General features: G+C 41.1%; 12 protein-coding genes. 1 reads left to right on the plus strand and 11 read right to left on the minus strand.

The features are described from left to right. Positions 1–10 precede the first annotated feature (10 nt). Complete coding sequence (gene rdgB / locus ACN20O_RS06590; protein ID WP_491638370.1) at positions 11–592, minus strand: RdgB/HAM1 family non-canonical purine NTP pyrophosphatase; 582 nt, start codon at positions 590–592, stop codon at positions 11–13. Continuing rightward, positions 592–1,308, minus strand: coding sequence for a ribonuclease PH (rph, locus tag ACN20O_RS06595; RefSeq protein WP_102245132.1), 717 nt, complete (start codon positions 1,306–1,308; stop codon positions 592–594). Before rph ends, rdgB begins: the two co-directional genes overlap by 1 nt. 58 nt (positions 1,309–1,366) lie before the next feature. On the opposite strand from rph, the gene ACN20O_RS06600 reads away from it, so the two are divergent. Further along, a complete protein-coding gene (locus ACN20O_RS06600) occupies positions 1,367–2,080 on the plus strand; it encodes a biotin--[acetyl-CoA-carboxylase] ligase (protein WP_491638373.1) in 714 nt (237 codons plus the stop codon). Here the strand turns inward: ACN20O_RS06600 and ACN20O_RS06605 are convergent. The 9 genes from ACN20O_RS06605 to ACN20O_RS06645 form a co-directional block, all read right to left on the minus strand. Beyond that, a complete protein-coding gene (locus ACN20O_RS06605) occupies positions 2,077–3,219 on the minus strand; it encodes a response regulator (protein WP_491638375.1) in 1,143 nt (380 codons plus the stop codon). The two genes, ACN20O_RS06600 and ACN20O_RS06605, sit on opposite strands and share 4 nt — an antisense overlap. Positions 3,220–3,307: 88 nt before the next feature. Beyond that, on the minus strand, positions 3,308–4,048 hold the full coding sequence (locus ACN20O_RS06610) for a PP2C family protein-serine/threonine phosphatase (RefSeq protein ID WP_491638377.1): 741 nt from the start codon (positions 4,046–4,048) through the stop codon (positions 3,308–3,310). A gap of 3 nt (positions 4,049–4,051) precedes the next feature. After that, positions 4,052–6,382, minus strand: coding sequence for an FHA domain-containing protein (locus tag ACN20O_RS06615; RefSeq protein ID WP_491638379.1), 2,331 nt, complete (start codon positions 6,380–6,382; stop codon positions 4,052–4,054). Next, on the minus strand, positions 6,336–7,403 hold the full coding sequence (locus ACN20O_RS06620) for an FHA domain-containing protein (protein ID WP_491638381.1): 1,068 nt from the start codon (positions 7,401–7,403) through the stop codon (positions 6,336–6,338). The genes ACN20O_RS06615 and ACN20O_RS06620 overlap by 47 nt, the downstream gene beginning before the upstream one ends. Then, complete coding sequence (locus ACN20O_RS06625) at positions 7,403–8,983, minus strand: FHA domain-containing protein (protein WP_491638383.1); 1,581 nt, start codon at positions 8,981–8,983, stop codon at positions 7,403–7,405. The genes ACN20O_RS06620 and ACN20O_RS06625 overlap by 1 nt, the downstream gene beginning before the upstream one ends. Beyond that, positions 8,971–9,303 carry a DUF192 domain-containing protein gene (locus ACN20O_RS06630; protein ID WP_491638385.1) on the minus strand — a complete coding sequence of 111 codons (333 nt, stop codon included), beginning with the start codon at positions 9,301–9,303 and terminating at the stop codon, positions 8,971–8,973. The genes ACN20O_RS06625 and ACN20O_RS06630 overlap by 13 nt, the downstream gene beginning before the upstream one ends. Positions 9,304–9,319: 16 nt before the next feature. Continuing rightward, a complete protein-coding gene (locus tag ACN20O_RS06635; RefSeq protein ID WP_491638387.1) occupies positions 9,320–10,612 on the minus strand; it encodes a type II secretion system F family protein in 1,293 nt (430 codons plus the stop codon). Positions 10,613–10,762: 150 nt separating this feature from the next. Further along, entirely contained in the window at positions 10,763–11,845 is a 1,083-nt protein-coding gene (gene nagZ, locus ACN20O_RS06640; RefSeq protein WP_491638389.1) for a beta-N-acetylhexosaminidase, read from the minus strand. 2 nt (positions 11,846–11,847) lie between these two features. Beyond that, positions 11,848–12,687 carry an ABC transporter permease gene (locus ACN20O_RS06645; protein ID WP_491638391.1) on the minus strand — a complete coding sequence of 280 codons (840 nt, stop codon included), beginning with the start codon at positions 12,685–12,687 and terminating at the stop codon, positions 11,848–11,850. Positions 12,688–12,694 lie beyond the last annotated feature (7 nt).

A 12,694-nucleotide genomic window follows, 5' to 3' on the forward strand; every position in this document is an offset into this window, starting at 1 on the left:
AAGATTTTTTCTAATTTCTTTGGGCCAGGAACTTCGAAAGCATGGCCGAGGCGACCGCGCGATGGGAGTTTTTCTGTTTCCATTCATGTAGTTCCGCGACTGTGAGCCCTTCTTCGGCCTTATCTGCTGGAATAAAGACCGGGTCATAACCAAAACCTGTTGAGCCTCGGTAACTGTATCCGATGCTTCCGTTTAGGCGGCCTTCAAAGTAAAAGATCTCTTTTTCACTGAAGTACACACAAAGGACGCAGCTAAAATAGGCTTCGCGAGCACTTACTCCGTCCATTTTTTTAAGCAACAGCTCTGCGCGCTCGCGGTCAGTAAGCCCAGGACCACCGAAACGGGCCGAATGAAGCCCTAATTCATTTGGAAGGCTTTGCACATTAAGGCCGGAATCATCAGCGATCACCGGCACTTTAAACTTGTCGTAGTAAGCTTTCGCCTTAAGAAGAGCATTCTCAAAATAAGTCAATCCATCTTCCACTACATCTATTTTTTCAGGTGCAGCTTTAACGACTAAAATTTTTGGGTCAAAGAGTTCAGAGAACTCTTCTGCTTTATGAGCATTCCCCGAAGCGAGTAGTAATTCCATTAGGCTAAAATCTCATTTTGTTTAGCAAACACAGTCTTTAGTGATTCTTTTGCACAATCAATTAGAGCAAGCATTTGGTCGTGTGAAAAAGGTGCACCTTCTGCAGTCCCCTGGATTTCAACGAATTTTCCAGAGCTCGTCATGACGATGTTCATATCTGTTTCACAGCTTGAATCTTCTTCGTAGTTAAGATCAGCAATCGCCTTTCCTTCTTTATTGATACCAACACTAATCGCCGCTAGTTGATCAGTTAATGGACTTTCTTTTAGAAGTCCTTCAGCAATAAGTTTTTTCATTGCTAAAGAAAGAGCAACATAAGCTCCGGAGATAGACGTTGTTCTTGTTCCACCATCAGCCACCATAACGTCGCAGTCGATTTGAACTGTACGCTCACCTAGTTTCTTTAAATCGATCACTGATCTCAATGATCTTCCGATCAATCTTTGGATCTCTTGAGTTCTTCCACTCGCTCCATTTCTTTCTCTCTTATTGCGAGAGTGTGTCGCAGAGGGAAGCATTGAGTATTCGGCAGTCAGCCATCCTTCCCCTTTTCCTTTTAAGAATGGAGGCACACCTTCATCTACAGTTACTGTCACGTAAACTTTAGTATTACCGCACTCGACAATAACTGATCCTTTCGCATAAGGGTTAGGATTTACAGTGTATTGAATCTTTCTTGGTTGCGTGCGGGAAATAAGGTTAGCAAAAGATGACATTATTTTTCCTTTGAGATAGTTTAGGTCACATTTTAAGCCGGAAAAAGACTAAATTACAATGTATCATACGCATTTTAATTCAATTCACTCCACTCAGATTTATCTGAAGGATAATCTCGTCGAGCTTCAACGTCACGACAGCGAAATCCTTATCAGTGCCAGTGAACAAACTCTTGGAATTGGACGCAAGGGAAGCCAATGGGATTCCTATGCAAACGCTATTGCCATGAGTTTCACCATGAAGCCAAATCTAGTTCCGACACTCACTCCAATTGAAATCGGTGTACTCACTTCAAAATTTTTAAAACAAAAATATGGTGTTTCTATCTTTTTGAAATGGCCGAATGATCTTTTAACATCAGAAGGAAAGAAATGTGGCGGGATTCTCGCTCAGTATATCGACAGTGAGACTGTGATAGCTGGACTTGGATTAAATCTCGGTTCACTTCCTTCACTGGATGCTCCGGGGCATTACAAACATGGGCTGGGGAATGTTTCTGATTTAAAACTTTCCGAGGAAGATAAAAAAATAATCCCTGCGAAACTCTATTCTTATATTATAAATAACCGCGTTCAAACTCCACATGAAATGCAAGTTCACTTTCGAGAGGGGTGCTTTCACATTGGCCACATGGTCGTCATTGACGATGATGGATTTAACTTCGAAGGAAAATTCATGGGCATCGGACAAAACGGTGAAGCCCTCGTCGAAATCGACGGCAACGTAAAAGCGTTCCTATCCAGCTCACTTAAAATTTTAGGCAAGGCCTAGTGCTGAACTGAATCTGAAATTTCTTTGATTTCTTTGCGAATCAGGTTTTCTGCCAGGTCAGGAATCACTTCCCATGCAACCTTCTCTGCGTTTTGACGGCAGAACTCTCTAACCATTTCTTCGATCATTGGACGAAGAGAGATTTTTAGTTTTTCAACTAATTCATCCTGGTCCATATGAATGATTGTGTCGCCACCTTGAGGTGATTCGATAACTTTCGAAGCAGCTTTTGCTTCACTCTCTTTAAAGTGTTGAACAGTTTCTGTAAGGTCTGCGGTCACTTCATCAAGATTTGTTGAAAGAATGTCGGCGTATTCTTCAGCTTTAACCGGAACCACTTCATCAACGGCCCAGAAAGCTTCAGCTGAAATTTCGTCATCGATTTCAGTTAATAGATTGCGATTTAAATCTTCAGGGACTTCAAATGATGGATCTGTTTCATCTTCATCAAATGCACTTTCTTCCTGCACGAAGCTTGAAGAGGTTTGTAGTCTTTCAAGAACGTGTCTGTCTTCAGGAGTTTCTTCAATAACCGGCGGGAATGATTTCTGGAATTTTTCTTCCAAGCTATTAGATGCGGCAAATCCCCATCCTTCGATTTCACTCGACAGTGGGTCTAAACTTGTTGCTTCTGTTTGTCCGTATGCTGGCTCAGTCGGCTCTTCATCTTTTGCCGACATCTTTGGAGCATCAACTGTCCAAAGATCCAGGTCATCTGATTTTTCCGAAGTATCTTCTTGTTTTGCTTCTACAACTGGAGATGGAGTTGGTCTAACTCCTTCAAGTAGATCGCGGCATTTTTTGATGAACTTGCTACTTTCAAATGGCTTTACGATTTTGTCTGAGATCCCACAAGAAGCGAACTGTCCTTCATCAATTGTGTCGAATGTCCCAAGCATTACGATGATCGCTGCTCCTGGCATGACATTGTTGATTTGTTTTGAAAGTTCGTATCCTGATCTTGAATCTGAGAGATTGAAATCTAAAAGGATAAGATCGAAATGATTTGATTGAATTTTTCTAAACAGTTCTTCTTCATTCATACACTCAACAAGCTCGTATCCACTGTTTGCCAGTGTAATACCGATAACTTTTTGAATCGTTAAACTGTCATCTGCAACCAAAACTCTTGATGTCATATTCATCCTCTTATGTAACTATTCTCAACTAAATCAGCTTGTTAAGCAACTTATTTTGAGAACGTTAACCAACTAATTCACTCGCGTATTAAAACTGAAGAATCATTGCTGATTGATTGTCGAGATTCCCGCGGTCATTAGATAAGCGAAACAGTACTTTGATCGCTTCCATTTCACTTTCTAAGTTCTTTTCCAGCGTATACTTGATCTCATCTGCGCTTAAGCGCGAGTATGCTCCGTCTGTCAGTAGGACCACTAAATCCCCTTCCGTCACTTTTAATTCGCGAACGCTATAGTGAAGATCTTCAAAAAGACCAATCCCACTCATAGGAACAGAATGAAGATGAGATTGAAAAGTGTCTCGGCTTAAACTCGCCAGAGAGTCCGGCAAAACTTCAACGCTTAAATGACCTTTGCGGTACAAGTAAGCTACGCAGTTACCGGTCGAAACCAAAGTTAAAATATTTTCGGCCAAGGCTGCGGCAATCACCGAAGCGCCTCCGCGATTGTCCATACTCTTTTGTTCGTTGTCGCGGTTAACGTTTTGGTGGGCCGTATGAAACGCATTGATCAGGGCATTGCCCTCAATAAGATATTTGTGACTATAGAAAAAAGGCAATGTCGCTTCCGGGTCAACTGCAATTTTTGTGTAAGACCTCTTCAAGCTGTCTCTCACCATCATTGCCACTCGGTCACCGATATTTGAGCCACCAAATCCATCGACAACCATAAAAAGATTATTCACCAGATCAGCTTCCACTAAATCTTCATTAAGATTTAAATGCGGCCCTTGATGTGTCTGCATGCCATAACTTTTTAATTCAATCATAGTCTATTCCAGATAATCTTTAAGTTTTTCCGTCGCTTTTTTATAGTAGTCACTATCCACCGGTGAAATTTGCTGAACTTCCTGGAACTTCTCTTTGGCGTCCTGGAATAAACTCAACGATTCAGCTATAATCGCTTCACGGTAAATCTTCCTTGCCCTGGTTGCCAGTTGCTCTCTGATATCTCCAACCTGATTGAGAGCTTCTGAGTTTGAAGGCTCGATTCTAAGAATCTGTTGATAAACTTCATAAGCACCTTTTAAGTCCTGTCCTTCAAGCAGTGACTTTGCTTTTCCAATCAATGGAGCGACAGCTGAGTTCAACTCATCTTTTGACTTCTTTAGCATTTCTGTCGCTTCGGTTGTCAGGTCATCATCCATATCTTTAATACGCAGAAAATCTTCCAGCTTACCAATGGCCCTGAACCATTCATTTTGCAGGAAAAGGGTGCGTGCTGGTTTTAGTTTTTCAACTTTGTCGTCACGGTCTTTTTTCTTTTGGGCCTCTTCCAGCTCTTTTCTTTGTTTTTCTCTCTGCCAATCATCTAGTTCCATCTTCATTTTGGAAACTTCAAAGTTTTCTGGATCAATCTGAGTAATTTCATTAAAAGTTGATGTCGCCAAATCTACCCTTCTGTCTTTAGTGTATTCGCGGGCCTTTTCTAAAAGAGCAGTGACTTTTGCTTTTTTCTCTGCTGCCGCCAACTTCGCTTGTCTTTCTTTTTCGGCCTCTTCAATTTTCCCTAGCCCTTCTTTTGAAAGAGCAATGAGTGATTGCAGGTTTGAATTGAAATTAGGATCAACCGCCGCAACTTTTTGTAGCTCAGTTAAAGCTTCACGGTAACGACCTTCCTGAAAGTGAGACTTTCCAATCTCATATTGAGCAGAAAGTGCGCGCTTTTGCTCTTCAGATAAATTCTTCTGCGATACTTTAGTCACTGGACTATTAATTGATTTTTTCGCCGGAGCCTTTTTCGTCTGTTTAACTGGAGCCGTTGTTTCTTCATCGCCAAACAAAAACCAGGCAGCCGCAAGTGCAACAATAATATAGAGGGCTTTCTTTCTCTTCTGCTCATCTTTTAAAATGCGCTTAATAATTGATTTTTCTTCAGGCTCAGCAGAAACAGCTTCACCTAAAGCATCGAGTTGCTCGCCTTCTTCCAGCTCCTCTTCAACAACCTCTTCAACTTCAACCGTTTGATTTTCATCAACGGCCATCAGGGTTGCACTTTCTTCTTTTAAGAATTCCGATCTGATCTTAACAGTGAAAGTTACACCACCAATAACGAATTCATCGTTGTGGCTTAACATGACCTTGTTGATGCGGTCACCTTTATGAAGAGTACCGTTAGAAGAGTTTAAATCTTCGAGACTCAACATAATATTATTTTTAGTAATAACGGCATGAACAGTTGAAACTTCTGAATCATTTAAAATGATCTGACACTTACTTGGATCGCGTCCGATAAATGTCTTTTCGTTTTCAATAATGTAGCGGTCGTAAGGTGCGGTGTCTCCGAAAAGTTCCAGGTAGACGGAAGCAAAAGTCTGGATAACTTTTGTACTTTCATCATCGCTACCACCTTCAATATTTTCCAACGAGTAAGACATGTTTTCGTCTTCTACCGGTGCTTCTCCTGAATCATTTTCTGCAATAACAAAATCAGCATCTGTCTCTTGAGAAGTAATCGTGCTGGCATCTTCAGAACGTGGAGTTCCACCTAATGATAAATCCAGATCATCTTCTGGTTGGTCCTGGAATTCAGACTCTTCTCCTGAAGACTCCACCATATCATCCAGCCCAATCTCTTTGGTAGAATCCTGGTCAAAATGAACTGATGAATCAACAGTATCCAACTGTTGGATATTTAAATCTGTAGCCGTAGCATTGGATTTTGCAGTTTTGACAGGTGCCACAGGTGCTGGAGGTGTTTCTTTTTGCTCCACTGGAGCTGCCACCACTTTTTCTACTTTTTGTTCAACAACAGGAACTTCTTTTTGGGTTGTCACCCCAGTTGCCTCTGTCCCGTCACTTAACACTGTTACACTGAAAGACTCAGCAGTGAAAACGTCACCTGTCTCCAGTTCATGTCTTTCAAAATCATCACCATTAATCTGGCAAGCATTATCCGGATTGGTTTTTTCAATAAACCATTTACCACTTTTATGAATGATGCGCGCATGTTCTCTCGAGATTTTCTTATCATCGAGAACAATATGGCAGTCTTTTGATCGTCCGATCAAAAAAATGGTTTCTGAATAATCATGTGCGAGAACATCTTTGCCTAAATCAATTTCCTGAATCGGCTGGTTTCTCTTCAAAACACTTAATTTCACCTTTCTCCATTCCTAGCGATGACTCGATTGCACTAATTTTTAACATCGCATTCTTATATCTTTCGTCGTTAGGATACTCTTTAATTAACTGAACAACTCCACAGAAAGAAACAACAGCTGCCTGGTATTTTTTAGAATCCTGCTCCTGTGTTCCTTTTTCAAAGTTCTTGGTGATTTCATCATCCAGTCTTTGTTTTGCTTTTGAAAGATAGAAACTCGCCTGTCCGTTCCCTGGACTTAAGAGAAGGGCAAGTCTAAATTCTTCCATCGCTCTAAAATAATTTCCTTCCCTGAATTCTCTTCTCCCACTATGGATTAAAGCTTCCAGTTTTTTCCTTGTATCCGGATCATCTTTACTGGTCTTAGGGGCCATTGTTTCATTGAAAATATCCGCATCCGGGCTTTTGTCCGTTTTGATCACACCTTTTGGTGTATTAGGAGTATCGTTTCCACCAAAGAGAACAAAGGCCAATGCAAGTAAAACAATCCCAATAACCATGAAACGGGTCTTGCTATTTACTTTCGTATCATTAACCTTTTCCGTTTTAAATTCCTCTTCAAAGCTACCTTTGGCATTTCTCGCAGGAACTTTAACCTTCACACCTTTTTTAATTTCTTTAGCAATCGGTGAATCAGGTGTTGCTTCTGCCAAGATCATCTCTGCAGACTGACTGACAACAAAGATGTTGTATCTAAAAACAGTCTGCCCAATAACGACTTTCTCACCATCTACGAGCTTTTTTTGCTTAACCTTGGCATCGTTAACGATAACTCCGTTCTGCGCTCCTAAATCAGTAATCGTATAAGCGCCATCGGCCAGCGCAAGCTCAGCGTGCTCTCTGGAAATTTTTGTATCAACAATCTGGATATCAGCATTGTCACCGCGACCAATGATAATCCTCTTTCCTGTCAGGAAATAAGCATTACCTTTATTCGGTCCTGTCATACAGAGCAAACGGTGATGTGTCCCAACATCGCCAGGTGCTTTAAGCTCTGTAGTAATCTTAACGTTTGCTGCCATTAATTATCCAAAACAAAGGCAATATAAAAGCCTTTGGCAAATCCATCTTTCCCCATCAATGAGTTCACATAAATGTTGTATTGCTTTCCTTGCAGTTCATAATTTCCTTCCTGTGAAAGCCCCGAATTGTTAGCCGAGTTATCACACAATTCAATCAGCGTAGCTGCAAATCCACGCTCTTTGGTAATATCTAAAATATTCATTCCTTCAGACATTGACTGTCTAATACCGCAGACATCTTCAGCTGGAGTATTGATTCTCACCAGGTTTTTGGCCGAGTTCAGGACAATGACTGGCCCCTGGGCCCCGCGCATGAATTCCAAAAGTGTATTAACGTAAGCGTCGTCACTTTCCAAATCGTCCGCACTAATATCGCTTTCATCACGCTGTAATTCACGTATGCGCTGTAATCCTGTATTAATGGCATTTCTCACCGGATTCATTTCTTCAAAAAGAAGTTTACTCTCTACACTTCTTCTGCGTCCGCGAAGGCCTTCTTCAATTTGAATACGTAATTCTTCAATTGGTCTTAATGTTAAATAGTAGACGATTCCGAAGAATAAAATCCCTACAAGTAGTGAGGTCACAACTGATTCAAGATAAAGTCTTGTACTCTTTGAAGCTTCTGCTGTCAGCGTTGTTGGAGCAAAACGAATCGCAATAATCCCTACCGGCTCTTGCGTTCCTGTTTTTGGATCGTAAACGAAGATCTGCTTTCCAATCCCGATCTTCCCGCCTTCAAGTGGCAGAATTCTCGCATCCTTGATGTTTTTATTCTTTGGATTCGAGAACCATTCTTTAATTTGAATCGAAACTGTATCGTTAGTGTATTCATTCAAACGTGAAATAGGTCTTAGAACACGTCCATCTAAGTCGATGAGCTCATAAGACTCTACCCCGTCTTGTCCCGCACCATCCAGGAAAGACGTATCAACGCGCTCCAGGGCCTTTTGTTCAAGGGCCTTCGTGTTTGTACGGCTGATCTCATCAGCATAGTGAGTTCCACGGATACGAATCTCATTCATTAGAACGTTTTTTGAATCCTGAAGAACTGGACCAATCGTTAAAGTAATCGTGACGAGAGCAAAGGCCGCCGTCATAATTGCTAAAAGAATGCGCCATTCATACTCCTGGTTAATCCCATGAAGTAGTGGCATGAACTTATATTTAAATAACCAGAAGATTTTCCCAACTAAATTATCAGGAGGAGTTCCTCCGCCTAGAAGCTCATCTAAGCTTTCTTCGCGTTCGCGCTGAACAGCGACTTTCTTCTTAACGACAACTTTCTTTTCCTGAACAAAAACCAGTTGAAGAATAGAGTTCGGCAGACCGATCTTATCGCCACTCTTGATACTCGCTTTTTTAACAATTCTTCCATTTAAGAATGTACCGTTGGCACTTCCTAAATCGTTTACATAAATAACGTCGTCAGCAACAGTCACACCCATGTGTTTTTTCGACACACCTTCAACAGGGAAATGAATATCGCAACCAGGATCTCTTCCTAGTACGTTTTCTCCGTTTTTTAGAACGAATTCCTGTCCTCTTAATTTTCCACCGACAACGACTAACTTATACATACTGCCTCTAGTTTTTCTCCCGGCTGAAGGCCTTTCTTCAATGTTCCTGCCTTCATCTCCAACACCTGGTAAGACCTAAAATAGATCCAGGTCATTCTCCAGGGACTTAAGTCATAAAGAACTTTTACTATATTAAAATCCTGATCAAGAAAAATAATATCCAACGAATAACGCATAAAAAACGTATGAATCGAATTGCATGGCCTAATTAAAAAGCCATCACAGTCCGGAAGTTCCGCAGAAAACATCAATCCTTTCAATCTCAAAAAAAAACTCTCGCCGATCATCATCTTGTTACAGATAATTTCACCTGATTTCATTTTTAATTTATAAAATTTATCTTCCAGCCAACGCCTCCATGACAATCGGTGCGAATACAACCATCAGAACCGACGGAACAATTAAAAAGAGCATTGGAAATAGAATTTTTGTCGCCGCAGTTGCCCCGGCCTTTTCTACTTCTGAAGATTTTTTCTGTCTGATCTCAACCGAAAGCGCCTTTAAGATAGGGCCGATAGAAGCCCCTACTGAGTCAGCTGCAATTAGAGTCGCGGCAAATGAAGAGATCTGAATCAAGTCAATTCTCCACGCCAGGTTTCTTAAAGCTTCTGCACGGCTTGCCCCGATTTTAATTTCTTTGATGAGAATCTCAAATTCTTCAGTCAAAGGATTGGCCTTTGCTTTCTCAATAACTTTTGTCATCGCTGCAATAAAGTCCAGACCTGCTTCAACTGAAAGCGCCAGCATATCCACGCAAAATGGCATCGCACTGATAATCTCTTTTTGTCTTTGCTGAATCTTTCCCTTAATCCAGAAATCTGGATAAAAGAACCCGATAAACGCAATGACTGGAATCAAGGTTAAAGGCCATGTCTCTTCCAGGAAAGTTCTCACCACCATAAAGAGAATCGGGAAACCAAGAATTAAGAAAAGTTTAAATGCAAAAAAATCTTCCGGTGTTAGAACACTGGTTAAACCAGCTGCTGCAAGTTTTCTGCGGTATTTATCTTTGAATGTTTTCCTATTCTTCATTCCGGATACAATCGGACTGAAGTAACGTTTAAAGAAAGGACGTGAGTAACGAAGAACAACACCATGACGAGCGATATCGTCTAGTTGAGTTTTGTTATCATCTAGTTTTTCCTGGGCCTGGAACTGGTCTTCATCCTGGAAAATAGTTTTTGCGATTAAGAAAACAGCAAGTCCAATCAATGCAAGAGCTGCATAATAAAGAAGAACCGCTCCCTCATATTCAAGTTTTCCGCTCAATTCTTTACAGGCGATTTTCTCCCCACCACCACAAGCGCGCTGAAGAGCATCTTTTGCTTTTGCCTGGCTGATTTTTTCCTGATTTTCCGGAATGAGTTTCGCTGTTAATTGCTTAAGCTTTGCCATCTCTTCATCAGAGATTTCATTGTCAAAGTTTTCAAGTTTAACTTTTTTGCGTTTCTCTTTTAGCTGATTGATTTCTTCGCGAGTCGCGCGCTCATCAATTGGATCGAGACGTTTATTTTGAAGATACCAATGTGCGACTTGATAGCAGTTTGCAAACTGCTCTTTTTCACACGACTCATTATAAAGCTCAAATTTTTGATCTTGTGTAAGGTCGTTAAATTCAATCGCCTTCAAATTGCCTGAACTAAATATGAACAGAAAAATTGAAAGTCCTATCAGGGCCCTGGTCATTCTATCTCCATCATAAGTTAATGATATCAGATAAAACAAAATCCTGAGCGATGCATTGTCGATGTGGAAATATTGTCCGGTAGTAACAGAGCCTTAAGCTCTGTTACTCTTTTCTGCGATTTTCTTTTTTAGGTCTTCAACAAAAAGCTGGTTTTGTTTGCGGCTGAACTTTTTCTCTAAATCTGGAACGTAGATCGGCTTGTACTCAGTAAAGTAAGCTTTTTTAGCTTCACTGATTCGAGTTAAGCGATCAGCGAAGTCTGCTGCTTTGATTGTTTTATCTTTTTGAGCTTTCTTCAGGCCTTCAAGTCCTAAAACGGCTTCGGACATATCTCTATACTCGACTAAATCACTTCCCGCTCTGATGGCCATCATCGCTGCTTCACCAGTTCCACGATGAGCAGTGATCGCCCCCATCTGCATATCATCTGAGAGAATCAATCCTTTATACTTCAGTTCATTTCTTAAAATGGCGTGAGCTTTTGGAGAAAGTGAACATGGAAGGTCAGGGTCGATGTCTTCAACAATAATGTGAGCCATCATGATCATATCAACGCGCGCTTTTACCGCTTTGATGAATGGCTGAAGCTCTTCATTCCTAATTTCTTCTAATGGCTTTTTAACAATAGGGAGATCGTAGTGAGAATCTTTCAGTGTATTGCCGTGTCCTGGAAAGTGTTTCGCACAAGACATCAGGTGATTTGTTTCAAATCCACGGATCATTGAAGAAATAAATTTCGATACTGTTTCATGATCAGTTCCGAAAGCTCTATCCCAGATAACTTTATTCTGGTCATTATTCCAGATATCGCAAACGGGTGCCAGGTTCAGGTTGATCCCGCAAGCAAGCAGCTCTTCTGCCATGATTGTTGCGACCTCAAAAACTAATTTCGGCGAATCAAGCTTGGCGATTTCCAGCATCGGAGGAAACTGAGTGAAGTGAGTTTTAAATCTCACGACTCTTCCCCCTTCGTGGTCTGTACAGATAAAAAGAGGATACTCTTTTCTTAAAACCTGAACACTATTAACCAGCTCAGCAAGCTGGGCAGGTGATTCATAGTTTTTAGAAAAAAGAATAACTCCACCGATATCTTCTTTTTCGATGAATTTCTTTTCTTCATCCGTCAGTGTTAAACCGCTTAATCCTGTAAAAACAAGTTGCCCAAGTTGATTCATAATTAACCTTTATTTGGATCGAGATAATCGCGAAGACCATCACCGAATAAATTTAAACCAATAATTAAACCTGCCATCGTCACTGATAAAATCATGGCGATGTGAGGTGCTTCTAATAAAACTGTTTTTGCCGCAGAAAGCATTGCTCCCCACGAGTATGGACTTCCACCAAGACCTAAAAATCCAAGCGAGGCTTCGCTGATAATAACACCACTGATTCCCAGAACCATGTTAACGATCATCACTGGCAAAATGGCCGGGATAATAATCGTAAAGAAAAGTCTCACTTCACCAATTCCGATAGCACGCGCCCCTTCAACATAGGTTAGCGATAGCACTCTCTTTGCTTCACCGCGGGCAATCTTGGCGTAACCAGGCCATCCGGTAATGATCATTGCAAAGATCAGACCTTTCATTGATTGACCAGTAACGGCCATAATCATAATCGCAATCAGAATGCTTGGAAAAATAAAAACTAAGTTGATCGCCAGGTCAAACCCAAGCTTAAACCAGCTCGGCGCTTTGACCGCCATATACCCCATCAGGATTCCAATAGAAGCTGTAATGATTGTCACCAACATCGAGAGAGTCAACGAGTAAGTTAATCCAGCAGAAAGAACTTCAAGCAGCGAGCGACCAAGTAAATCTGCTCCCAAAACAAGCCCTTTAGTCATAGGCATTGCCAGCTCTTGTTTCATATCGAGCTCTGGAGTGTAAGGCTTTAGGAATGATCCTTTAATAGTGTATTTATAAACAAACCACGATAAGGCCCAAACGATATAGAGCGAGAGGACTCCAAGTCCCCACTTCATTTCTTTAGTAAATTTTCTTTGTAGACTCATGGACTCT

The organism is Bacteriovorax sp. As-1 (genome assembly GCF_058446905.1).

Coding starts and splice junctions, on each gene's coding strand:
- ACN20O_RS06630 (WP_491638385.1), bottom strand. CDS start 9,303: ATGAAATCAGGTGAAATTATCTGTAACAAGATGATGATCGGCGAGAGT.
- ACN20O_RS06605 (WP_491638375.1), bottom strand. CDS start 3,219: ATGACATCAAGAGTTTTGGTTGCAGATGACAGTTTAACGATTCAAAAA.
- ACN20O_RS06625 (WP_491638383.1), bottom strand. CDS start 8,983: ATGTATAAGTTAGTCGTTGTCGGTGGAAAATTAAGAGGACAGGAATTC.
- rdgB (WP_491638370.1), bottom strand. CDS start 592: ATGGAATTACTACTCGCTTCGGGGAATGCTCATAAAGCAGAAGAGTTC.
- ACN20O_RS06600 (WP_491638373.1), top strand. CDS start 1,367: ATGTATCATACGCATTTTAATTCAATTCACTCCACTCAGATTTATCTG.
- nagZ (WP_491638389.1), bottom strand. CDS start 11,845: ATGAATCAACTTGGGCAACTTGTTTTTACAGGATTAAGCGGTTTAACA.
- ACN20O_RS06610 (WP_491638377.1), bottom strand. CDS start 4,048: ATGATTGAATTAAAAAGTTATGGCATGCAGACACATCAAGGGCCGCAT.
- ACN20O_RS06645 (WP_491638391.1), bottom strand. CDS start 12,687: ATGAGTCTACAAAGAAAATTTACTAAAGAAATGAAGTGGGGACTTGGA.
- rph (WP_102245132.1), bottom strand. CDS start 1,308: ATGTCATCTTTTGCTAACCTTATTTCCCGCACGCAACCAAGAAAGATT.
- ACN20O_RS06620 (WP_491638381.1), bottom strand. CDS start 7,403: ATGGCAGCAAACGTTAAGATTACTACAGAGCTTAAAGCACCTGGCGAT.